This is a genomic window from Jhaorihella thermophila, assembly GCF_900108275.1.
In the GTDB taxonomy this organism is placed as follows: Bacteria; Pseudomonadota; Alphaproteobacteria; order Rhodobacterales; family Rhodobacteraceae; genus Jhaorihella; species Jhaorihella thermophila.
The window spans coordinates 12,437-35,322 of sequence record NZ_FNVD01000020.1 but is presented as its reverse complement, the minus strand read 5'-3'; the positions used below and the strand labels follow the sequence as shown (position 1 = coordinate 35,322).

General features: G+C 63.9%; 22 protein-coding genes, 1 tRNA gene and 1 pseudogene. 12 read left to right on the top strand and 12 right to left on the bottom strand.

The window, feature by feature from the left end; all coding sequences use genetic code 11:
- Positions 1-166: 166 nt before the first annotated feature.
- The gene (locus C4S70_RS15925) at positions 167-520 is read left to right on the top strand and encodes a hypothetical protein (protein WP_104009097.1); all 354 of its coding nucleotides are present in this window, start codon (positions 167-169) and stop codon (positions 518-520) included.
- A gap of 407 nt (positions 521-927) precedes the next feature.
- Here the strand turns inward: C4S70_RS15925 and C4S70_RS15920 are convergent.
- A tRNA-Ser gene (locus C4S70_RS15920) sits at positions 928-1,017 on the bottom strand.
- A 119-nt stretch (positions 1,018-1,136) separates the two neighbouring features.
- Here C4S70_RS15920 and C4S70_RS18535 point away from each other — a divergent pair.
- From C4S70_RS18535 to C4S70_RS15900, 4 genes are all read left to right on the top strand, one after another.
- A complete protein-coding gene (locus C4S70_RS18535; RefSeq protein ID WP_146064241.1) occupies positions 1,137-1,649 on the top strand; it encodes a hypothetical protein in 513 nt (170 codons plus the stop codon).
- Positions 1,650-1,986: 337 nt separating this feature from the next.
- On the top strand, positions 1,987-3,477 hold the full coding sequence (locus C4S70_RS15910; RefSeq protein WP_104009095.1) for a SulP family inorganic anion transporter: 1,491 nt from the start codon (positions 1,987-1,989) through the stop codon (positions 3,475-3,477).
- Between the two features lie 10 nt (positions 3,478-3,487).
- A complete protein-coding gene (locus C4S70_RS15905; protein WP_104009094.1) occupies positions 3,488-4,342 on the top strand; it encodes a universal stress protein in 855 nt (284 codons plus the stop codon).
- A 296-nt stretch (positions 4,343-4,638) separates the two neighbouring features.
- A complete protein-coding gene (locus C4S70_RS15900) occupies positions 4,639-4,923 on the top strand; it encodes a transcriptional regulator (protein ID WP_104009093.1) in 285 nt (94 codons plus the stop codon).
- 3 nt (positions 4,924-4,926) lie between these two features.
- Here C4S70_RS15900 and C4S70_RS15895 read toward each other — a convergent pair whose 3' ends face one another.
- The 4 genes from C4S70_RS15895 to C4S70_RS15885 all read right to left on the bottom strand — a co-directional run bounded on the left by C4S70_RS15895 (position 4,927) and on the right by C4S70_RS15885 (position 7,451).
- Complete coding sequence (locus C4S70_RS15895; RefSeq protein ID WP_146064240.1) at positions 4,927-5,253, bottom strand: hypothetical protein; 327 nt, start codon at positions 5,251-5,253, stop codon at positions 4,927-4,929.
- A gap of 91 nt (positions 5,254-5,344) precedes the next feature.
- Positions 5,345-5,650 carry a hypothetical protein gene (locus C4S70_RS18870; protein ID WP_200822782.1) on the bottom strand — a complete coding sequence of 102 codons (306 nt, stop codon included), beginning with the start codon at positions 5,648-5,650 and terminating at the stop codon, positions 5,345-5,347.
- 127 nt (positions 5,651-5,777) lie between these two features.
- Positions 5,778-6,569 (bottom strand): hypothetical protein, encoded by a 792-nt coding sequence (locus C4S70_RS18865; RefSeq protein WP_200822781.1) that lies wholly within the window; start codon positions 6,567-6,569, stop codon positions 5,778-5,780.
- A 9-nt stretch (positions 6,570-6,578) separates the two neighbouring features.
- A complete protein-coding gene (locus C4S70_RS15885) occupies positions 6,579-7,451 on the bottom strand; it encodes a hypothetical protein (protein ID WP_104009090.1) in 873 nt (290 codons plus the stop codon).
- A gap of 431 nt (positions 7,452-7,882) precedes the next feature.
- Between C4S70_RS15885 and C4S70_RS15875 the strand changes: the two genes are divergently transcribed.
- The gene (locus C4S70_RS15875; RefSeq protein ID WP_104009089.1) at positions 7,883-9,487 is read left to right on the top strand and encodes an ankyrin repeat domain-containing protein; all 1,605 of its coding nucleotides are present in this window, start codon (positions 7,883-7,885) and stop codon (positions 9,485-9,487) included.
- Positions 9,488-9,748: 261 nt separating this feature from the next.
- Here the strand turns inward: C4S70_RS15875 and C4S70_RS19490 are convergent.
- A pseudogene (locus C4S70_RS19490) lies at positions 9,749-9,901 on the bottom strand (hypothetical protein); the annotation flags it as partial.
- A gap of 1,087 nt (positions 9,902-10,988) precedes the next feature.
- Between C4S70_RS19490 and C4S70_RS15870 the strand changes: the two are divergent.
- A complete protein-coding gene (locus tag C4S70_RS15870; protein ID WP_104009088.1) occupies positions 10,989-11,597 on the top strand; it encodes a hypothetical protein in 609 nt (202 codons plus the stop codon).
- Positions 11,598-11,616: 19 nt separating this feature from the next.
- Here the strand turns inward: C4S70_RS15870 and C4S70_RS15865 are convergent, their stop codons facing one another.
- The 6 genes from C4S70_RS15865 to repA form a co-directional block, all read right to left on the bottom strand.
- The gene (locus C4S70_RS15865; protein ID WP_146064238.1) at positions 11,617-12,726 is read right to left on the bottom strand and encodes a hypothetical protein; all 1,110 of its coding nucleotides are present in this window, start codon (positions 12,724-12,726) and stop codon (positions 11,617-11,619) included.
- Positions 12,723-13,667 carry a hypothetical protein gene (locus C4S70_RS15860; protein ID WP_104009086.1) on the bottom strand — a complete coding sequence of 315 codons (945 nt, stop codon included), beginning with the start codon at positions 13,665-13,667 and terminating at the stop codon, positions 12,723-12,725. Before C4S70_RS15860 ends, C4S70_RS15865 begins: the two co-directional genes overlap by 4 nt.
- An 81-nt stretch (positions 13,668-13,748) precedes the next feature.
- Positions 13,749-14,480: a hypothetical protein gene (locus tag C4S70_RS15855; protein WP_104009085.1), complete on the bottom strand. Its 732-nt coding sequence runs from the start codon at positions 14,478-14,480 to the stop codon at positions 13,749-13,751.
- Positions 14,481-14,875: 395 nt separating this feature from the next.
- On the bottom strand, positions 14,876-16,147 hold the full coding sequence (gene repC / locus C4S70_RS15850) for a plasmid replication protein RepC (RefSeq protein WP_104009084.1): 1,272 nt from the start codon (positions 16,145-16,147) through the stop codon (positions 14,876-14,878).
- Positions 16,148-16,324: 177 nt separating this feature from the next.
- Positions 16,325-17,344: a plasmid partitioning protein RepB gene (repB, locus tag C4S70_RS15845; protein WP_104009110.1), complete on the bottom strand. Its 1,020-nt coding sequence runs from the start codon at positions 17,342-17,344 to the stop codon at positions 16,325-16,327.
- Complete coding sequence (gene repA / locus C4S70_RS15840) at positions 17,341-18,528, bottom strand: plasmid partitioning protein RepA (RefSeq protein ID WP_104009083.1); 1,188 nt, start codon at positions 18,526-18,528, stop codon at positions 17,341-17,343. Before repA ends, repB begins: the two co-directional genes overlap by 4 nt.
- Positions 18,529-19,130: 602 nt before the next feature.
- On the opposite strand from repA, the gene C4S70_RS15835 reads away from it, so the two are divergent.
- From C4S70_RS15835 to C4S70_RS19485, 5 genes are all read left to right on the top strand, one after another.
- Positions 19,131-19,514, top strand: a complete 384-nt coding sequence (locus C4S70_RS15835) for a MarR family EPS-associated transcriptional regulator (protein ID WP_104009082.1) — start codon at positions 19,131-19,133, stop codon at positions 19,512-19,514.
- Between the two features lie 85 nt (positions 19,515-19,599).
- Positions 19,600-20,739, top strand: a complete 1,140-nt coding sequence (gene wecB, locus C4S70_RS15830) for a non-hydrolyzing UDP-N-acetylglucosamine 2-epimerase (RefSeq protein WP_104009081.1) — start codon at positions 19,600-19,602, stop codon at positions 20,737-20,739.
- On the top strand, positions 20,736-22,001 hold the full coding sequence (gene wecC, locus C4S70_RS15825; protein ID WP_104009080.1) for a UDP-N-acetyl-D-mannosamine dehydrogenase: 1,266 nt from the start codon (positions 20,736-20,738) through the stop codon (positions 21,999-22,001). Before wecB ends, wecC begins: the two co-directional genes overlap by 4 nt.
- Positions 21,992-22,666 (top strand): lipid II flippase family protein, encoded by a 675-nt coding sequence (locus tag C4S70_RS15820; protein WP_160114897.1) that lies wholly within the window; start codon positions 21,992-21,994, stop codon positions 22,664-22,666. Before wecC ends, C4S70_RS15820 begins: the two co-directional genes overlap by 10 nt.
- Positions 22,653-22,841: a DapH/DapD/GlmU-related protein gene (locus C4S70_RS19485; RefSeq protein ID WP_104009078.1), complete on the top strand. Its 189-nt coding sequence runs from the start codon at positions 22,653-22,655 to the stop codon at positions 22,839-22,841. The genes C4S70_RS15820 and C4S70_RS19485 overlap by 14 nt, the downstream gene beginning before the upstream one ends.
- Positions 22,842-22,886 lie beyond the last annotated feature (45 nt).

Sequence of the window (22,886 nt, the reverse complement as noted above, 5' to 3'; positions counted from 1 at the left end):
ACGTCGAGCGGCAAGCGTAGTTCAAGGGCTCGCGCAAGATCCCGAAACGGTTTTCAACCGGGAACATCGGCTTCGCACGATTGCGTTAATGCATTGAAGTTGCGCTCCAATTTGAGATAGGCATCCGGAACAACAAGCCAATTCAGCGAGATCACAAGGAAAAACAATGACAGAAAAAGCAATCGCTTGTGTTGAAGTCCCTCACACCGCAACGCTTCACTGTCCATTCTGTGGCCAAGAAGTCATGAACCCCCAAAAGGCCCACGAAGGCGAGGAGTACTATTCGGCGTGCCCTCACACGCTTTTTGTCGCCCATGACGAGGCCTTTGAATACCGAAGCGCGCGTTTCGACTCCGCTCTCGGGATAGCGGGTGTGGAGAACGATGATCTCGACCTGCCGGAACACGGTATCGATGGACTGACCAGCCAGGTCAAAATGCATGGTGCCGTCAAGTTCGCCGGGTACGTTCCAGCCCCCTCATTTTTTGGCACCTATGTCGGCTTCGCTCCAGAGGAGTGAAACCGAAACCGGGCCGGCATGCTCGCACACACTGCGAAGACTTGGAAAGGGCGTGCGCCACGGCGCGCCCTTTTATCGTTGGAACCCCCTCACTGCCACGAATTGGACTACCAGCAGTCCCATCCACTACGCCTCCTGTTGGTCCGAGCTACGTTCCGCTTGTAGGCATTGGAAACAGGGGGCGAAGTTTTGGCGGGGTTGAAACTCAGGTCATTGAAAACGCTTGTGAAAATCACACCGAATCGAATTGCGCGAGGTTCGCTCGACCAGAGACCGGTGGCGGTTCAGAGACCGAAACCGGGGGTGCGGCGCGTCTCAGAGGTTCGCACCCATCCTGCAAAACCCTTTGAAAACAGGGAAAATTCCGGCGCTGGCCGGGTGAGGTCGATCTTTCGCAATGGTGATGGTGGCGGATCGGGTGGGATTCGAACCCACGGTGCGCTTCCGCGCACGCCAGTTTTCAAGACTGGTGCCTTCGACCGCTCGGCCACCGATCCCGTGCCAATCTGTCCATTTATATCTTTTGAACCGCGCCATGATGCAACCGTTGATATCTGCCACCGGCGAAAACCGGTGATTGCCTACGGCGCCACTGCCGGTAGTTCGGATCAGCAACATGCCGGCCGAAGGATTTGAAAATCTCGACCTTGCCTTCGATCTGTTCGAAGAACGTGCACCCCCGCGCGAACATGAAAGTGGTCTGCCGAAAGCCGGGGCCGCCAGCGCGGCGTTCGCGGATATCGCCCGGTCGTTGGGTTGGCCGGTGGATGATCTGCACGCCGCCCGAACCGATCACGCCGCCCGAACCGATCACGCCGCCCGAACCGATCACGCCGCAATTCCCTCCGATCCGCCGTTTGATGCCGAGAGACCGCCCTTCGCGACCCGCACCGAACGCGGCTGCGGTGACCAAAGCCCTTTCGCCTTCTCCCTGAAGGCGCGGGGAAGAAGCGGGCGGGCGCTGGGAACCCAAGGAACGTTCAGCGAAATCAAATGGCCGGAATTCGACGTCCTGCCCGATACCTGCGATCCCCAAATGGCGTGTTCATGCGGGCCGGGCACCAAACACATGTCAAATGCAGGGAACGATTTCGGGAACGGATTATTGATATCGCCGGCAAGATACTGAACCGTAGTCTGAATCGCTGACCTCATGGCGGAGTGGACGCAACCGGGGCCGAAGGTTTCCCATTGACTTTTTCCGGAGGAATGCGCCCCTTGTTGCGGAATGCAGATATCTTGATCGGCGTGATTGATCCGTCACGCCGTCAGCAACCCACAGGCGCGGCCCTTTGACTTGTTGCGTCGCTCGGCAAGATCGAATATGCCGCACCGCAGCGAACGACCGCCTGAAAGCGAATCCGGGTCGCTCTTCCGACCTCCGATCCGCCGAACAACCATAGACAACGGGACACACGCATACCGGCCTCGCGCAAGCCGCAGGGCCGGCATCGGACGACAATTTCATGATTTCACTCGACGCCTATCGCAGCCAGTGGCTCGGCAACATCCGCGGCGACCTCCTTGCCGGCCTCGTCGTCGCGCTGGCCCTCATTCCCGAGGCCATCGCCTTTTCCATCATCGCCGGGGTGGACCCGAAGGTTGGCCTTTACGCCTCCTTTTCGATCGCCGTCATCACCGCGATCACCGGCGGGCGGCCCGGCATGATCTCGGCCGCAACGGCAGCCACCGCCGTTCTCATGGTTTCGCTGGTGCGCGATCACGGGCTGGAATACCTGCTTGCCGCCACCGTGCTGGCCGGCCTTCTGCAGATCGGCGCGGGGCTTCTGAAGCTAGGCTTCGTCATGCGCTATGTCTCGCGCTCGGTGATGACGGGCTTCGTCAATGCGCTCGCCATCCTGATCTTCATCGCGCAGCTGCCCGAACTTGACCCGCGCGAGGTGACATGGATCACCTATGTACTCGTGGCCGCGGGGCTTGCCATCATCTACCTGTTCCCACGGATCACGACGGCCGTTCCCTCTCCGCTGGTCACGATCATCGTTCTGACGGGGCTGACCTTCGCGCTCGGGCTCGATGTGCGCACCGTGGGTGACATGGGCGCCCTGCCCGACACCCTGCCGGTGTTTCTGATCCCCGATGTTCCGCTCAACTTCGACACACTGGCCATCATATTCCCCTATTCGGTGGCGGTGGCGGTGGTGGGCCTGCTCGAAAGCCTGATGACGCAGAACATCGTCGACGAGCTGACCGACACGAAATCGGACCGAAATCAGGAATGCATCGGCCAGGGGCTGGCCAACACCGCGACGGGGTTCATCGGCGGCATGGCGGGCTGCGCGATGATCGGTCAGTCGATGATCAACGTGAAGTCGGGCGGCCGCGGGCGGCTGTCGACCTTTACCGCCGGGGTCGTGCTGCTGATTCTCGTCGTCGGCCTTGGCGACCTCGTGCGCATCATTCCGATGCCGGCGCTGGTCGCGATCATGATCATGGTCTCGATCGGCACCTTTTCATGGTCTTCGATCAAGAACCTCGCGGTGCACCCGCGCTCCTCCTCGATCGTGATGATCGCCACGGTCGCAACCGTGGTCCATACCCACAACCTGGCCATCGGTGTTCTGGTCGGCGTGCTGCTGTCGGGCATCTTCTTCGCCGGCAAGATCGCGCAGCTGTTCCGCGTCACCTCCGACATCAGCCCCGACGGGCGGGTGCGCACCTACCGCGTCGAAGGGCAGCTCTTCTACGGGTCGGTGGAGGACTTCATGAATGCCTTCGACTTCAAGGAAGCGCCGGAACAGGTCGTGATCGACGTGAGCGCGGCGCATATCTGGGATATCAGCTCGGTGCAGGCTCTGGACATGGCCATTCTGAAGTTCCGCCGCGACGGGGCCGAGGTGCGCGTCGAAGGCATGAACGAGGCAACCGAGACGCTGGTGGACAAGCTCGCGATCCATGACAAGCCCGGCGCGATGGATGCGCTGATGGGCCATTGAGGGGGACCCCATGACGAACAAGATCATCGCGCTGGTGGATGGCTCCATCTATTCGGAAAGCGTTTGCCACCTTTCCGCCTGGATCGCACAGCGCACCAAGTCTCCGGTGGAGATCATTCACGTGCTGGGCCGGCGCGAGCCCCCCGAGAAAGCCGACCTGTCCGCCGCGCTCCGCCTGGGCGCGCGCTCGCGGCTGCTGGAGGAGCTCACCGAGCTCGATGCGCAACGCGCGAGGCTCCTCAGCCAGCGGGGCCGCGCCATTCTCGAGGATGCGCGCGACATCGTCGCCCGGGATGGGGTGAGCGAAGTCACCACCCGCCTGCGCCGCGGCGACATCGTCGAAGCGATTTCCGATGTCGAACAGGATGCGCGGGTCATCGTGATCGGCAAGCGGGGCGAGGCCGCCGATTTTGCCAAGGGGCATCTCGGATCGAACCTCGAACGCATCGTCCGAGCCGCGCACCGCCCCGTGTTCGTTGCCGCGCGCGCCTTCAAGCCCATCGAAAGCGTTCTGGTCGCCTATGACGGTGGCGCTTCCGCCAACAAGGCGGTGGACCACATCGCGCGCAGCTCCTTTTTCGAGGGCCTGCCGATCACCGTGGTGAGCGTCGGCCACGACACGCCCGAGATGCGACAGCGCCTGGCCGAAGCCAGCGCGCGCCTTGCCGCCGCGGGCCTTGACGTGGATACGCGGATCGTGCCGGGCCAGCCGGATGTGGAACTCGGCCGGATGGTCGAGGAGCACGGCTTTGGAATGCTGGCGATGGGCGCCTATGGCCACAGCCGCATCCGCAGTCTGGTGATCGGATCGACCACGACGGAAATGGTCCGCTCCTGCAAGGTGCCCGTGCTGCTGATCCGGTAATGCGCGAACCGGACGTGGAGCACGTTCGCCAGGCGGAACGATTCCGTGACAGGTTCAGAGCCGCACCATGCGCGAATTGGCGCCTGCATCCTTCCTTCCAATTAAATTCGGTCGCTGATGCGGTTAATACAGGGTCATGGATTTGACGAACCTGCGTTCTTCATGGCGCCGACTGTCGCTGACCGGGCAGTTCCTCATTGCGGGGGGCATCGTCATGGCCGCCGCCATGATCGTGGTCGGAATGTGGGTGACCGCGCAGATCGAAAAGGCGATCCGCCGGGTCGGGTCAAACCTGCATGACGGCGGCGCGCAGGATCAAGGCCGCCGGAACCGCGGCGCGAATCGCGTTCCTGACCGTTTCCGAGGACGACCGCCACGTTGCCGAGGCGGTCGGGATCGGGGCGACCGGCTATATCCTCAAGGGCGTTTCGGCCGACCGGCTGCGGCAGATCCTGCGGGGCGTTTCCCGCGGCGAGGCGCATTTTTCGCCCGCCGTCGCCCGGCATGTTCTGGAGATCATGCGCCCCGGCGCGCAAGCCGAAAAACGGCCCATCGACGAATTGACCAGGCGCGAGGAATAGAACCTATTCAGGAAGCAGCGCGCGCAACCGGGCCTGGTCCGCGTCGGTCGCCGGGCGTTCGGTGACGTTGCGCCCGAACGCGTCGCGGAGCCTGTAACGTCCGTTCCGAACCTCTTCGGACCAGCCGTTTGAATATTCCACCTTGATGTTGCGCTTGCCCACGACGATCCGGGTGGCGCGAACCGCTTCGTCGCGGCGGGCAATGTCGGCGTAGTTCACCCCCAGCCGATCCAGCAGCAGACGAAACCGAGCCACGTCCACACCCGTGGCCCTGCGCGCGCCGACCACCTTGCCGTTGCGAAAGCTGAGCGTCACCATCCCACGGGCCAATGTTTCTCGCGAGCCGTCGCCGAAAGTGATCTCTATCCCCCCGCCACGCGGGCGGCTGCAACGGCACGGCCGGACCCGAAGACCTGATCGTTCAGTCTCGGCGTATCCGAATCGGCATTGTTGGTGTCGGAGTCGGCATCCGTCCCCGAGTCCCGTGAATTGTCGTCGCCAGCAGACCCGCCTTCGCCGTCACCGCCGCCGCCATCGTCGCCCCCACCGTCATCGCCGCCGCTGTCTCCACCGCCATCGTCGCCGCCGTCTCATCGGCCCAGGCGGCGGCGGGGGCGAGCGTGGGCCACCCGGACGGCGTCAGCGAAATCCCGACCGGGGCAAGCGCGAAAACCGCGGCCAGCGCGACCAGCGCGATTCGGTTCAATGTTCTGCGGTCTGGCTTCACGTTTCCCCGCCTGGCTCTTGCCGCTGTTCTGGCCGGCGGGGTCGCGCCCCGGCACCGACAACATAGGGGCGCGGCCCGGCCAATGCCAAACCTTCCGCGCCAATCCGTCGCTTCCGCGCCTCGCCAGTCACGGCTTGCGCAGTTTCAGCCGCGCGCCCTTGATGCTGCTGGTCCCATGGCACTGGTCGCAGCCTTTGCCGAACGCGCCCCGGTGCACGTCGTCGCGGCCATGGCAGGCGGCGCAGTCGACCTCGGTCCCGCGATAGGTGGCGTCCGGGTGGCATTCCTCGCACGGCACCAGAACGTGCTGACCGATCAGCGGAAACCGCGTGATGTCATGGTCAAAGGCGACCTCGCGCAGCCAGTCCCCGGGCGAATGACAGGTGTCGCAGCTTTCGCCCAGCTTGCCCTTGTGCGGGTCGTCGCCGCGGTGGCAGCCGATGCAGGCGGTCGGGGCGGCGCTGGCCGGTTCGGACGGGGCATGACAGGCCTTGCAGGCTGCCTTGTCATGCGCGCCCTTCAGGGAAAAGGCGGTTTTCGAGTGGTCAAAGGGCCGGGTCTGCCGCCAGTCGGCGGAGTGGTGGAACGGCAGGGCAGGGAGGTCGCGGCCGATGTGGTCGGTGTGACAGTGCCGGCATTCCTGGCCCCGCATTTCGGGCGCGCGGCCGTGAAAGCCGGTCCCGTCGTCCAGATTCTTCGCCGCCTCCTTGTGGCAGTCCCGGCACAGCCCCGACTGGGCCCCTTGCGAAAAGGACAGGTGACAGTTGGAACAGTCCTTTTCCAGCTTGGCGTGTCCCCGGATCAGATCGCCCGGCATGACCAGCCGCTCGAACCAGGACTGGGCCGGCGCGGCCTGGGACATCAGCGCCAGCCAGACCCCCGCGAGGCATGCAAGAAGAAGGGACCGTTCGCGGCGCATGACGGCCCCTCAATACAGGTGAACCGCGACGACATGGATCAGCGCCGCAAGGACCAGCAGGATGAAGAGCGGAAAATGCAAAAGGTGCCACAGTGCGAACAGCTGCTCGTAATAGGCGAAGGCCTCGGCCCGGGCCACGGCAAACAGATAGCGGTTCAGGGTCCGGTCGAGCGCCCGCCGGTCCGCGCGCTGCAGGCGACCCCGCAACGGCCGGCGCAGATCCCGGCGGCAGCGGAACCGCGCCCAGGGCGAGCTCAGCACCAGCCCCAGCCCGGTCCACAGGCTGCCGGCCGGGGTCAGCCGGCGCTCTTCATGGGCCTTGTTCCGCGCCATGACGGCCGGGGCCAGTTCGTCGTCCAGGCGAAACGCCGCCTTGAAGCTTTCGGAATCGCCCAGATAGTCGCGCGTGCTGGCCCGTCGCCCATACAGGCCGCGGTGAATGCGGGTATAGAGAAACCGGCCGACCAGCCCGCTGATCGCAACGATCGACATGCTTGGAAAGGCGATCGAGCCGTTCAGCGAGGCCAGCGTGAAATTGGAATGCAGCACCATCAGCGCGGGGCCGACGATGCCCAGGATCATATGCACCCGGAACCAGCCGCGAATCCCGCCCAGGAAGCGAAGCGCGGCGAACCGCTTGCGCATCGGGTAGAGCAGAAGCATCAGCATCATGACCCCGCCCACGATGCCGAGATAGTAGCCCAGGCCGGTCTCGGCGGTCAGGTCGCCTTCGTCACGGCGGGTCCAGGCATAGTCCAGCACCGCGACCACTATGGCGAGGATGACCGCCAGTTCCCATGCGCCCGCCCCCCCGCGCGCGGGTCCGCCGCGGCGTCTCTTTCGCGTCGCGGTCATCGGGGCTGCGTGATCCGTGCTGCTCATGCCGTTTCGTCACCACTTCGATTGTTCCGGAACGACCCGCGCGAGTCGGGCGCAGCACGCCTTGGTAACAGGGTGCCGCGCCGCGACTACGGGCTAAAGTCCGAAAAATCCGCCCATCCGCGGCCATCGGCGGAAATCCCCGCCGCGTTCGGCCTGGATTTCCAGACCAACGTGCCGGGCATCGACATTGCCAGGGAACCGGGCGGCATGGGGCTCATTCGCAACGCGATCGAACAGGGCCGGCAGGCGATGCCGGGAATCGCCCGGCGCCCGCGCGCAGGCAGCGGGATGCTGGACGTGATGATCGTCGGCGCCGGCCCGGCGGGGATCTCGGCCAGTCTCGCTGCCCAACGACGCGGTGATCGTCTGCGCGGGCGGCATCCCGTCCACGCCGTTCCTGAAATCCATGGGCATCGAGGTCGAAACCAAATATGGCACTGCGTAGCTCACTTCCGGCCCTGCTGGCCGCCGCGTTCCTTGCGCCTGCGGCGGTGGGGGCCGATGTCTCTGCCTCCCGCGATGCGCAGGCGCTCGACGCGGCAAGGGCAGCGGTCCGGGCGCGGCATTACGACGAGGCCGCCGAGGCGTTGCGCGCTCTTTCCGCGTCGGGCGACCCGGCGGCGCAGTATCTGCCGGCCAACCTCTACCGGCTGGGGCGCGGCGTGCCCCGCGACGACCGCAAGGCGCTGGAGCTCATGCGCAAGGCGGCCCAAGCGGGCCTGGTCGAGGCGCAATACGGCCTGGGCAAGCTCTACCTGTCCGGCCGGGGAGGCGACCCGAACCCCGACGAGGCACGGCGCCGAATCGCGGCCGCCGCCGGCCAGGGACATGCCAGGGCCAGGGTTCTGCTGGATCGGCTCGACCGCGCGGTTCCGTCCGAACCGCGAAAGAACGCAGCCCCAGCACCGGCCCCAGCACCGGCCCCAGCACCGGCCCCGACACCCGCCGCGCCACCCGCCGCGCCACCGCCCGTTCAGGCCTCGCCCGTGTCACGGCATCTGGGCCGGACGCCGCTGATCGAGGCCGCCCGGCGCGGCCAGGTGGGCGTTGTGTCAACCTTGCTGGCGTCGGGTGCCGACCTTCGCGCCACCGACCGCCAGGGGCGCACCGCGCTGCACCACGCCGCCGCCGCGGGGCGGGTCAGGACGGCCGAGACGCTGGTGGCCGCCGGGCTGGACGTGAACCTGCGCGACGCGCGCGGCCGGACCGCACTGGCCGAGGCCGTATCCGAGGGGCGCGACGACATGGTGGCCTTTCTTCTGCGCTCGGGCGCGGATCCCGCCCTCCCCGACGATGGCGGCAACACCCCGCTGCACCTTGCGGTGAAGGCGGGGGACACGGCGATGGCGCTGCGATTGCTGGGGGCGGCGAACCTCTCGGAGGCCGCCCGCGGCGACCTGCTGGGCCTTGCGGTCGGCACATGCGGACCCGATCTCGTGCAGGCTCTTCTGGACATTGGCCCCGCGCCCGAAATGCCCAAGGATGCCGCGCCGCTGTTATGGCGCGCGGCGCGGGCGGGCAACGGCGCGGTGGTCGGGCTGCTGTTGCAAACCGGGTTCGACCCGAACCGCAGGTTCGGGTCCAGCGTGACCCGGATGACCGGGCAGCGGTTTGCGTCGCCTTGGATCACCCGGATCCGCGACAGGCTTTCCGAGCTGACCGTGCCGCCTGCAAGGATCAGCGCCAGCATGCTGGTCGCGCCAAGGCCTGCGCGAAATGCCGCCCCGTGGTGGGCTGTTCGTCCCTTTGTCGTCATGTCCCGATTACCAGTCTCCGCGGCCGGCCCGGTGTTCGCCCGAGCGCCGTTTCTTGATCGTTGTCATGGTTGCGTCCGAATACAGGTGGCAGGCCCCGGTGCAGTCGCGCAGTTCGCCCACGCTGCAGAAGCCGGTGGATGGCTTTTCGTATTTCTTGTGCTTGTCGGGGCGGAACTCGTTGGCGTGGCAGCCCGCGCAGTCGGGGCGATAGGCCGGGTGCGTATGGGCCGCGCTGGCCGAATTCGACCGATGGCAGTCGGTGCAGTCCAGCCCGGTTGAATGTCCTGCCGGGAAGGCGCCGGACGAATGGGTATAGCTGGCATTGCCCCAGCCGGTCGTCCGGTGGCATTCGTCGCATTGCAGGGTGGTCTGGAAGTGGCCGTGCGGCTTGCCGGTGGCCGAAACCCCGTTATGGCAGCTCGAGCATGACCCGGTCACGGCGGAATGGTCGAACCGCACGCTGCCCCAGCTGGTGGTCACGTGACAGTCGTCGCAGGTGTTCGACGAGGGGATGTGGTTGCCCGGCTTGCCCTGTGCGGTCGAGCCGTTGTGGCAGGTGACGCAACTCGCCGAGGTTTCGACGTGATCGAACCGAACGCTTCGCCACTCGGTCGTGACATGGCAGGCTTCGCATTTGCTGCTTGTGGGGGGTGGTTGCGCGGCAGACCTGCGTGCTTCTTGCCGTCGTGACAGGACGAACAGCCGCCCGTGATACCGCGATGATCAAAGGCGAAGGCGATCCAGTTCGACGTGGTGTGACAGGACTGGCAGGCCGCGCCCGTTTGTGGGTGCGACTTCGACTTGCCCCTGGCAAGACTGCCGTCGTGGCAACTGGCGCAGCTTGTGGGCGTTCCTGTCAATTTCCCGCCCACATGGCAGGATTCGCAGGACAGCGGCGCGTGCGCCCCGGTCAGCGCAAACCCGGTGACCGAGTGGTCGAAGGACCGGAAGGCCCCTCCTGTCCCGTCCGTCTGCTGCGCATGCGCCGCCGGCACGGCCAAGACAACCAGCACGCAGGCGAGCAGCCAGAGCGCACGCAGAGCCACGCCGGCGGGGCCTTTCGCAGTCCCAAACAGAGCAGGCAAGACGTTCAAGAACTATCCCTCGACCGTGACGAATTTGACGCGTTCGTCCCGAAGTATCGGGGACAGGTTCCATCCCGCCACGCCGACAAACCCGCGCTCGACGAGTGGGCATGAACTTGCCGGATCGCGGGCATCGGAAACGCGGGTTTCCGCCGCAAGGGACCGCTTCGAAAAACCCTTGGACCTTGGTCGGTTCCAAACTCCGGGCGGATCTGATCGGGTGGTGGTTTCTGGCCGGAAAGAAAACGCCGATACGGCTTTCGGTGACCAACCGCGAAGCGGCGATCCCTGCGTTGGCGGCCGTCCCGAACTTCAGCGGCGACCGAACGGGTCGCCCTCCCCCGAATGCGCTCCGTCGCGCAGGGGCAATCGACAGGATCTGCGGCGACCGCGCATCGAGGTCCTCGGCTTTTCGCACTGCGTTTTCAACATCGTGTGAGCCATGGCGCGCATTAATTGGCCATTATGATCGCCACCTTGTCATGCATGGCGTTTGCCCCATAAAACACGATAAGATGAACTTATCATGCTTCGAATTTGGCGTCGCAAATCGCCTTGAAGATCGCTGGGATCAGCGCGTTTCAAGTCGGCGGCAATGCTGTCGGATATGGCCTGCGGCCGGCAGGAAACTTGACCGATCCCAACGCAGGTGCCACCGTTCGCACCTGTTGGATTCATTCTTGTGAGACCAGATAATGAAAAAGGCATTTCTGTTCGCTGCGATCCTGGCTGTCGTATCGCCACCATTGCCGACTGCGGCCCAGTCGAATGCCGCAAGCATCGCCGCAGCCCTGCAAAGCTGGCGCGACGCGTGCAGCGATCCAAACCCGGACCTTGTGATCGGTTACATGACGGACGCGGTCGCCACCGGGAATATCGACGTCCGCAAGGCCTGTTTGCGCCAGGTGTTCGCGTCGGACAACGTGGACCTGCGCAGCGCGGCGCTGCGCACCACCATCACGGCGCTTCCCCGAATCCGGTTTCGCGTCAGCCCCGAGGCAAAGGAAGGCCGCCTTTATCCCGCGATTCAGACCGGGCTGATCTTCCAAGCCACCGACGGCGACCCGGTGACCGGCACAGCCAAGTGGTACACATTGGTCAACAATGTCGAGCCGAGCGATGACTACAGTGGCACTGTTGCGGTGCTGAGCGCCGGCATCGTCTGGAAAGGCCGCATCTATGGTCCCGGAGGAAGTGATATCTGCAATCTGTCGGCAGATCTGGCGGAAGGGTCCAGGCTGCAGGGGATCTTCCACTGCGGAAACTACGGAACATATGCAGTGACGGCGGACCTGCTGGACTGAACCGCTGACTGCCTGCCGATCATTCCAGCACGACGCGCGACAGCCCGACATGGCCGCCACGCGGCACCAGGCGCAGCCGCAATTCGTAGGGCGTGGCGCGATTGATCCGGCATCCGCGCGGACTTGGCGCCACCGCGCAACCGGTCGAAATCAGCGACCATCCAGCGCCGGGCTTGCGGCCTTCGACGATGGCGGCGATGGGTAGGCCGCAACCCGGCTGGCTGTGCAGCGTGATCGTGCCTATTCGACTGCCGGGTTCTTCGTCCACCAACAGCACGAGTTCCACCGCTTTCTCCCCAGGTCGCGCCATCGCGCGCCAACACCCGCCGTCCTTCAGCAATTCGCTCAGGCTTGAGGACTGTGCCAGCACGGCGCCCCGAACGCTTACGAAACCGGCATTCAACCCGCCGCGACGTCCGGTCGGTTCGCTGGAGGACGCGGCCCGCTCCAATGCCTCGAAAGCCGCGCGAATCCGGTCAAATCGCAGGGCCTTGAAGGACGATTCCCTGTCATCCACCAGCGCCAGTTCCATCGCCGCGGGCAGGCTGCGGTTCTGCCAGCGCAGCAATGCGATGCCACCGCTAATCCCCTTCTGAAGCCGGGCCGCATCCGCCGGATTTCTCGGACGCATCAGCAAAAGACCGCCCCGGGCCTTGTCCAGCCTGCCGCTCAGCAGCTCGACATCCAGCCGCATGAAACGGCTTCGCTGCACATAGACGAATTCGAGCGACGGGCTCCCCCGCAGCGCCTCGACATAGGCCAGGCTGGTCGGCAGACCCAGGCGCGAGGCGCACTCGCCCGTTCTTCGGCCAACGGTGACAGGCGCAAAGGCCAGGTCGTCCAGATCGTTTTCGCCCTCGAGCCCCGGAATCGTTCTTGCATGTATCGCCGGCCCGGCTTCGCCTATGCGTTTGGTCTGATCGGTATAGCGAAATTGCCGTCCCCTTTCCGACGCGCCTTGCACAATATGCCACGGCAAGGCGATCCAGCACGCCTGATCCTCGCGCGACCCGAACAGCCAGCCGCTGCCCTGGTGTCCATAGCCGCCTTCTATCCTCACGGTTTCCGCATGCAGTCCGCCCAGCGAAAGAAGGCACACAAGAAGACACCATCCCGTCAATGCTCTCATGTATTCTCACCCCGGCTTGTCCAGACGCTGTGGAGATAGGACAGGGTGGTCAGCAGGAATCCCGAGAGTCCGACGACAAGGAAGATCACGGACAGGATCGGATCCGAAAACGCCCGCACAACAAGGCCGGTGGCAAAGGTCTCGTATTGCTGTCTCTTTCCCGGCCTGAACACCCGCATGGCAGAAGATTCGACGGTGAACTGGATATCGAAAACTGCGCCGTCGGGCGCCCGGATCACCGAGCCAGAGACATCCTCTGCGTCGAACTCGATCCGGCTGCCCCTCGGGATGGGAAACTCGGCGTCGCCGACTGGATACAATTGCCGCAACCACTCTATCCGACCGAACATCTTCACCTTCCCGCTCTCGATGAAACGCACCGGAATTGTTTCCACCTCCAGCTCGGGCGTCAGCTTGCGCAAGTATTCGTGGTGCGGCGGCTCATTGCGCGCGGCGTCACTGCCGATCGTGACCGGGCCAAACACGGGAAATGGCTGGTTCCGGGCGACCTCCGAGACGGGAATCAACACCGAAACCGTCCCGTCGAGATCACACCCCATCCTCTTGCGCGTGTTGAGTAGTCTCACCTTGTCCCCCTGCTCCGGCGTCACCGTCACCTGGATGTGTTGCGGCAGGCTGAGATATTCGACCTTGCTGCCGGGAGGGGGGCTGAGGAGAAAGGTATGACGATCACCTCGCGACAGCGCGACGCCCCTGCATTTGACTTCCGGCCGAATCCACATGCCGCCCACGATGGCCAGACGCGCAAGAACCGGCCGTTTGACCCGATACTCGAGGTGGTTTGATTTCACCGAAACGAAAAGGACCGGCGGGGATTGAAACGACAGGCGAAGCGCAACCAGCGCTGCGACCAGCACCAGCAACAGGCTGGCAATTGCCAGCCATCCGTGCTGCCGGCGGGTCAGCTTTCGTGGGCCCATTTCATAGTCTCCTTCGCGTCCATCGCTGTGTCATGCGCCCATCCGGCGAAGGCCGCGCCGCGCTGTTTCCAAAGTGTCGTATTATCTGTTGCCCGACGCAGGAAGGACGACAGTGAAGGCTTCGGAATCCACGGTCATCCCATCATCGAATTCGAGCACAAGCGTGGCGACGTCTGCACTGTCCCGGTGCGGCAACTTGAGGGTGCAGGCGTAGTCGAAAGCAACGCGCGCTTCCGTCCGCTGCAAACAATCCGCCCGAACCGTGGCCCCCGCGATATCCAGGGACGCCTTGAGTTTCTGGCTGTTGGAATTGACATAAACGGCCAGAGTGGCGGGATCGCTGTTCGGGGGAACCTCGGGCAGCAAACGGCTATCGAACAGGAAACAATCGGGATCGGCGCTCTCGAACGCAATGATCGCGACCGAAGACCAAGGGTAGCTCCGCAGGCGGCCCGCATATCTTTCCTGGGCGAAAGGCTGCAATTTCAGAACTACGGCAGATGGCGTGACCGTGTCGATACGATAGGGCGTTCGGCTCCAGTAGAGCCCATCCCTGCTGACGCCGCTGACGCAAACGAAATTGCCTTGCTCCAGGGGGAGTGTGATCTCCACATTCTCCGGGTCGAATGAGAGATCTACCCGTGGAGCGAGCCGCAATCCGACCAGAACGCCGCCGGATGTCTTTGACGCGTCGTCGAAATAGTCGTTGACTGCACCCTCCGCCGGGCGCGCGATCGCAACCTGCCGTGGCTCTTCCTCGGCCTTTACGGAATAGGACAGCAAGAGAAAGAGGACAAGAACTCGCCGGAACATCTCATTTCCCAAATGAAAACATAGGCCGCGGAAACCCGTGCGATCACCTTACCATGAACGTTGCCGAATAGCCATTTGCGCAGGAAACACACATCTTCGACGCGATCCAACTGGCGACACGGAGATAGAAAACAACAAGGAAAAGAGCGGCGGCAGATGTCTGTCGGATCACCGCCGGCGGGTCGCCAAGAGCGACCGCCTGCGCCACCCAGCACCGCTGGAAGGCGGAAAACATGCAGCGCAAAGCGTGGGTCGCCGCGCGAAGAACGCGCGAGTTCACAGCTGTGAACTTTGGCGCCAGAGATGGGATGGGCAGGCTGATTCATGGACCGAACTTTGGGGCGAAGACACCATCCGCTCCGGCTCGGCACGCAAGAGTTCACAACTGTGAACCTTTACGCCGCTTCACGCCGCATCAGCGCCATCACCATCGGCCCGCAGGAGAACTCGCCCTGTGCAGCCTTCGCCGTGAGATGTCGAAGGTAACCTCCATGCGAGCGAATTTCCGAGAAACGCTCCAGCATCGCGGCCAGAACGACCGCCGCTTCTTCCGGGCCCATCTCCAGCTTGGCCTCGTCCCAGGCAGACGGGGAAATCCCCATCATGGGCCGAACCAGATCCGCCGCACGCACAAGGTCATGCCAATGACGAACGGAACCCTCGGCGTAGTCGGAAATGGCGGGACAGGCCTCAAGGACGAGGCCCAAAGGAAGGTTCGGACGATTGTCTTGTTGTTCTGCTTCAATGGCAATGTTGTTCGCTTCGCGCTGATCGACTGCGCGCTTGGGTGCTTCTGACGGGCTGCAAGCGTCGCAACCATTACGAGGCTTTGGCTTTGGCCCGCCCGCCGCCGGTTTCGCCTTTTCTTGGCGAAGTTCAGAATCATGACTTTCTGGTTTTGAATTTTGATAGTGCTGCTCGGATTGGTCTGCTTTGGTGCTCACATTTTGTGTTTCCATGCCTTCCAGAATCTTTCGGGCGCGCTCCAGAGCCTCCAACAGCCGCGCTTTCATTTCCTGCAAATCGTCCTCGGAGAGCCTGCGGCGCAGCGCCCGGCCCGTCAGAACTGCAAGATCTTCGAAGGCGTCCCAGATCGAAAGGTCCGGACGGATGCGGCCCCCGTATTCGGCGAGCCCCGCGAGATCACGGCGCATCAGGCTCACGGTTTCCCGCAGGCGCTTCAGGCGCGCCTCACCTGCCCTCACCTGCTCGGCGGCTTCGCAGAACTCGTGGAAGCGAAGGACAAGCGGCCTGAGATCGAAGCCGAAGGCAATCTTCTCCTCACCGTAACGGCGCGCATAGCGCTTGCCGTTGGGGCTGTCGCGGCGAACGACAACGCCCGCCTGGACGAGCCGCGCCAGATGGCGGCGCATGGTCGAACACGGCATCCCGTTCAGCCGCTCGCAGATCGCCCGGTTCGACGGATGCACGATCAGCGTCTGCTCGTCCTCGCCGAGGATCTCGCCCGGATGGAAGCTGATGAGCGCCTGCAGCACCGCCAGATCCCGGTCCGACAGGCCATAGGCGCTGCGGGCCGCGGAAAGCTCGCGCAGCGCTTCCCATTTGTTGACGCCCCGTTCGGGCAGATCTTCTTCGACCACCTGCCGATGTTGCAACAGGACAGCATCAACCATTCGCCGAAACGGCGTTACGGGGGTGTATTCCATCTTTCACTGTCACGAAGACAAAAAATACCCGCGCCGCGAATCACTTTGGACTTGCGGTCATGGTCCACGCGCCTTAACTTGAAGGTGCTAAGAACAAGTCAGGGTCTCGTGGAGCGTCGTCTTTGCGGGACCTTTTCTTTTGCCTTTCTCGTGCCTCCTCTTGTTGTCTGCTCTTCCTCAGTCTTCGCCGCGCTGCAGCCAGCGCGCGTGAAGCTCGTCGATCAGCTTTTCGGCCTCGGCCTCGACCCAATCCGCAAAGGGACCATCGTCGAGCGCGATGGTCAGCCCCCTGGCCGTGCGCCGCACTGCGCCGGCGGGTTTGCCGCCCAGCGTCAGCTTGCGGCTGCGCGTGGGGGCGGGGGAGGAGGCCGCGTCAGGCGCAGACCGGCGCCGCGCATGATCGAGCGCCCTGGAAACGGCTTCGAAGGCGGCCACCGAAGGGTCGATGTCCTCGGCGGAGATGTCCTCGGTCAGCCGTTCCAGCGCGATCCTGTCGCGGGCGTCCATCGCCACGTCGATCAGCCGCTGCGTGTCGGCGCCAGTTTCCGCGATGGCGCGGGCGAGCGCCTCCCACCGCGGGCGACCGATGCCGTGGGCGGGACCGATGACGCGGATCAGATCCTCTCCGATCGCTTCGACGACGTTGATCGCCATCGAGATCGCGGATTTCGAGACGGTCAGAACCTCGGCCACCTGGGTCTGATTGCCAAAGCCCGACTCGACCAGCGACCGCGCCAGCAGCGCCTTTTCGATGAAGGACAGGTCGCGGCGGGCCATGTTTTCCGACACCTGGGCGCGCAGGGCGGCAGTGTCGTCCATGTTCGCCACCAGCGCCCGGACCCTGGTCACCTTGTCCGATTGCCGGATCGCCTCGAGCCGCCGGCGGCCATAGATCAGCAGATAGCGGTCGGGATTTTCCGGGTTGCGGCGCACGAGGATCGGCACGGTCTGGCCGTTTGCCTCGATCGCCTCGCGCAGATCCTGAACGTCGCCGGGGTCCAGCCGGTCCTCCATGCGCCGGCCGTCGTCGATCTGCGCCGGGTCCAGATCCCAGACGTGGTGCGCGTCCACCGCGTCGCGCGCCGAACGCAGCGCCCGGTTTGCCGACATCATCGACGACGGCGGGGCAGGGGAGGGCGCCCCGGCATTGGCGAGATTGTCGAGAAGGGCCATCCGTTTCTTGCGGCTGTCGGTCATCTGCGCCCCCATGTCTTCTGGATCAGCTCGGCGATTTCGTCGTTGACCGCGTTGAGGCTCTCGATTGCGCGGTCGTAGGTGGAGCGGGTGAAGGCGCTGCGTTCGACCTCGTATAGGGTCTGTTTCGTCAGCCCCGCATCCGAGATCGCCGTGGATTTCAGCATCGGCGCGTTCAGCACCTTGTCGCCATACATCGACCGCAGGAAGGCCACGACCCGGTTCTGCGGGCCGTCGGCGGGTTCGTAACGCGTCAGCAGGTAGCGCATCCAGTCATGCGACATGTCCGCGCCGCTTTCGGCGATCACATCCATCAGGTCGGCGGTCATGCGCAAAAACTGCGACATGGACATCACGTCGAGCATCTCGGGATGGATCGTCACCAGCACGCCGGTCGCCGCCGAAAGCGCCGACATGGTGAGAAAGCCCAGCTGCGGCGGGCAGTCGATCACCACCACGTCATAGTCGGGATCGACCTGCGCCAGCGCCTCTTTCACGCGAAAGAAGAACAGCCCCGCATTGCCCTGCGCCAGCGCGCGGGGGGTTTCGTGCTCGAACTCCATCAGTTCCAGGTTGCCCGGAATCAGGTCGAGATTCGGAATGTAGGTCTTGCGGATCACCGTCGAGATCGGGGCAGGGGAGTCGTAGCGGATCGCGTCGTAGAGGGTACCGCCCTCCTGCAGGTCCAGTTCGGGCTGAACCCCGTGCAGCGCGGTGAGCGAGGCCTGCGGGTCGAGGTCGATCGCCAGCACCCGGTAGCCCTTGAGCGCGAGTCTTTGGGCGAGATGGGCCGAGGTGGTCGTCTTGCCCGACCCGCCCTTGAAGTTCATCACGCCGATGATCTGCAGATGGTCCCCTTCGCGGCGACCGGGCAGGTAGTCGCCGGGCCGACGGGCGGTCTTTTCCAGAAGAACCCGCAGCTCCTGGATGTCCTGCGCCGAATAGATCCGCCGGTTGCCGGGGGTGAGCTCGGGCGAGGGGCCCTTGCCGTCGAGATGCAGTTTGCGCAGGTAGGAATCGTTCACGCCCAGAAGCGCCGCCGCCTCGCCGGAGGTGAACTTGCGCATCTCCTTTTTCGCATCGGGCGGAAACAGGCTCTCGCGCTGCACATGCAGCTGGGTCGCCAACCACTCCGAATGTTGACGGATGACCGCGTTCAGGTCTTCATGTTGGTCCGTCGCGTCCATCTGCCCTCGAACCCGCCTACCGTGTTCACGGAAATACGCGTTTGTCTGCTCTTTTCCGTGACTATTGGCCGATGAATCGGATTCGCGCAAGAAGAATCTAGATGTTGTGGGCAATAGGCCTGCTTGCCCAACTGCGAGGAATGCGCAGGGCCACAACGGGGAAGGTCGTTCGTCTCCGGGAACAATGGAGACGTCGGTGGCTCGGTCCTGCCTCATGGACCGGGCATGTCGGAATCAACTGCTTCCCTGACCCCTCTTTCATGGCGGGCATCGCCCGAGCCTGTCGCCCTTGCCCGAGGGAAAGGAAGCTGCTATCGACCCGCCGTTCCGGCCCGGAGCGCGGATGATTGGGGCGTATTGCGGCCGTCGTGGTTACTGAGGTTATCGCAGTTCGGCCAACCTTTTCGCGAGCCGGGCAGGTGGTCGGGCATCGAAGCTTTCGCTGAGCCCTCCAAGCCCGTATCGCATTGCGACTTGTATGCAGGCGCAGCATCTGATATCGCTCAAAATTGAACGATGCTGATGTCGTCGATCAGGTTTGTATTCTGCGAACAAGGCGCCCGCGGGCAGTCCTTTTGCGGTAGCTTGGGCAAATCCCGGACGTGAGCAGCAATCGCAGCAAACTGCGCGAAGACACGCATTTTCGCGTTTTGCGCCTGTTGCAGGAAAACCCTGAAATGTCGCAGCGCGAACTTGCCGAGGCCGTAGGCGTGAGCGTCGGCGGCATTCATTATGTGCTCAAGGCGCTGATCGAAAAGGGGCATTTGAAGCTGAGCAATTTCACCGCCGCAAGGGACAAGCGCCGCTATGCCTATGTTCTGACGCCGAAGGGGTTGGCGCGCAAGGCCGCCCTGACCCGGGCATTTCTTGCGCGGAAGATGGAAGAATACGAAGCGCTCAGGCAGGAGATCGAAAGCCTGGGCGCCGAACTGGACGATCATGCCCCCAAGGGCGCGTCGGGCAGGCCGGCGCGCAAGGACGCATGAACCACTCCGTTCGCCGCAATTTTTCGAATGCGACCCGACGACGGCACAGATGTGCTGGTGGGTCCAACAGATTGAAGAGGGATTGATGAAAAAGCTTCTCATGGTGTTCGGAACCCGGCCCGAGGCCATCAAGATGGCCCCGGTCTACGCGGCGCTGTCGGAGGCGCCGGGAATGGATGTCCGCATCGCCGTCACCGCCCAGCACCGCGAGATGCTGGATCAGGTCCTGCGTCTGTTCGGGATCGAGCCCGACTACGACCTGAACCTGATGAAGCCGGGGCAGGGGCTGACCGAGATCACCTCGGCGGTGCTGGCCGGGCTGAAGCCGATCCTCGAGGAGTTCTCGCCCGATCTGATGCTGGTTCATGGCGACACCACGACCACGCTGGCAGCGTCGCTGGCCGCCTATTACCAGCAGATCCCGGTGGGTCATGTCGAGGCGGGCCTGCGCACCGGCAACATCTATTCCCCCTGGCCGGAAGAGATCAACCGCAAGGTCACCGGCACCATCGCGCGGCTGCACTTTGCGCCGACCCCGAAATCGGCGGCCAACCTTGCCGCCGAAGGCGTGGCCGAGGACACGGTGACGATTACCGGAAACACGGTGATCGACGCCCTTCTGGACGTGGTCGGGCGGCTTGAAAACGATCCGCGCCAGAGCGCGGCCTTCGATGCGGAATTCGGGTTCGACCCAGAGCGGCGCATGATCCTTGTCACCGGGCATCGGCGCGAAAGCTTCGGCGGCGGGTTCCGGCGGATCTGCGAGGCGCTGGCCCGGCTGGCCGAACGCGAGGACGTTCAGATCGTCTATCCGGTGCATCTCAACCCCAACGTCAAGGGGCCGGTCGAGGAAAGCTTGGGCGCGCTGGACCGCGTGACGCTGATCCCGCCGCAGGACTATCTGCCCTTTGTTCACCTGATGCGGCGGTCGCACATCATCCTGACCGACTCGGGCGGGGTGCAGGAAGAGGCGCCGTCGCTGGGCAAGCCGGTGCTGGTGATGCGCGACACCACCGAACGGCCCGAGGCGGTCGAGGCCGGGACGGTCCGGCTGGTGGGCACGGACACGGATCTGATCGTGCGCGAGGCAACCCGGCTGCTGGACGATGCCGCCGCCCACGAGGCCATGGCGCGCGCGCACAACCCATACGGCGATGGTCTCGCCTCCAGCCGCATTCGCGACGCAGTTGCAGATTTCTTCAACATCGACAAGGTTCAAGGATGATTTCCACCCCTTCCTTCAAACGCATTTCCGTCATCGGTCTGGGCTATATCGGCCTGCCGACCGCCGCGATGTTCGCCTCGCGTCAGATCGAGGTGATCGGCGTGGACGTGAACCGGCATGCCGTCGAGACGATCAACCGCGGCGAGGTGCATATCGTCGAGCCGGATCTCGACATGGTGGTGCGCGCGGCGGTGTCCGAGGGCTATCTGCGCGCGACCACCGCCCCCGAGCCGGCCGAAGCCTTCCTGATCGCGGTTCCGACCCCCTTCAAGGGTGAAAACCACGATCCGGATCTGAGCTATATCGAAGCCACGGCAAAGGCGATCGCGCCGGTGCTCGCGCCCGGCAATCTGGTGATCCTGGAAAGCACCTCGCCCGTGGGCGCGACCGAGGCGATGGCCGACTGGCTGGCCGAGGCCCGCCCCGACCTGAGCTTTCCGCAGACCGCCGGAGAGGCTTCGGACATCCGCATCGCGCACTGTCCCGAACGGGTGCTGCCGGGCAAGGTCATGCAGGAACTCATCACCAACGACCGGGTGATCGGCGGCATGACTCCGGCCTGTTCGGCGCGCGCGGCCGAGCTCTACAAGACCTTCGTCGCCGGCGAATGCGTCATCGCCTCGGGTCCGCGCGTTGCCGAGATGGCGAAGCTGACGGAAAACAGCTTTCGTGACGTGAACATCGCCTTTGCCAACGAACTGTCGCTGATCTGCGACGAGCTGGGCATGGACGTGTGGGAACTGATCGCGCTGGCCAATCGGCATCCGCGGGTGAACATCCTGCAGCCCGGCCCCGGCGTCGGCGGGCACTGCATCGCGGTGGACCCGTGGTTCATCGTGTCCTCCGCGCCGGAGCGGTCACGGCTCATCCGCACCGCGCGCGAGGTCAACGACAGCAAACCGGGCTGGGTGGTGGAGAAGGTCCGCGCGGCCATCGGCGCCTACCTGATGGAGAACCCGGGCAAGACCGCGGCGGATGTAACGGTGGCCCTCTACGGGCTCACCTTCAAGCCCGACATCGACGACCTGCGCGAAAGCCCCGCGCTGGAGATCGCGCGACAGATCGCCTCGGAACACAGCGGTCCGGTGCTGGTCGTGGAGCCCAATGTGGAAGCACTTCCCGCGGGTCTCGCCGATGCGCGCCTGGTTGAACTTGACAGCGCCAGGGCAGACATTCACGTCATGCTCGTGGATCATAAGCCGTTCAAGAACAGCACCGCCCCGAAGGGCTGCATCGTGGACACGCGGGGGGTGTGGAGGTGATATCCGCCTTTATAATCCTTGTCCCATTCGCTTTTGCTGCCATTCACTTTCTAGAGTTTTCAGCGATCCTCGCGCGGGTCGCGGGCATCCGCAAGGCCAGCCACCTCGTCGGCTACTCGATTCAGCAGGCCGTGTATGTCGGAACCCGAATGTTCATTGTGTCGCTGCTCCCCATGCTTGGATTTCTCGTCGACATGCGGATACCGAGTGACACCTACGTCGCGGTAACGCTGTGCGCCCTAGCCCTCGCCGCGCTTTTCAGCTTGTTGGCGCTCCAAATGCGCGAACGAATTGTTAGGTACTACGCGTCTGTGATTGGGCGCTATAAGAACGGTCGATCCTTTGTTTCCTCATTGTTTGGCCGCTCGTTCGGCGACCATGACGGAAACCGGCTCCATTCGGAGAGGATACTTAGTATCGTCGAGACGCCCGATGCCTTGCGGATTGCTTTCGGCGCTTGCATGGTCTTCGCGATTTATTCCACCGGAATTTTCATCTCGTTCTACTTCGCCCTGTTGCACTTCGAACATCGAGCTTCGATCAGCCAACTTTCTGGCCTCGTGAACTCCGTTGGCACAGTCTTGCTGACATTCTATGTCGAGCCGCAGATTTCGCGCGGCATAGACGAAAAGCGCGAAGACGCGGAAAACCGTGCATATAGGTAAGGATGCGTTTGTCGGTGCCCACGCGTTGTTGTTGACAAATGTTCGAGTTGGAGAGGGAAGTGTCGTCGGTGGCGGTGCGGTCATCTCGCGCGATACTGAGCCATGGAGCATAAATGTTTTGCCGCGCACAGTTAACATCGGGACCCGTGAAAAGGTCCGGCACCCTGACAACTAGTTTCCGTTCCATGTCGGCGATTTTAACTTGAGTGACCGGCGGCAG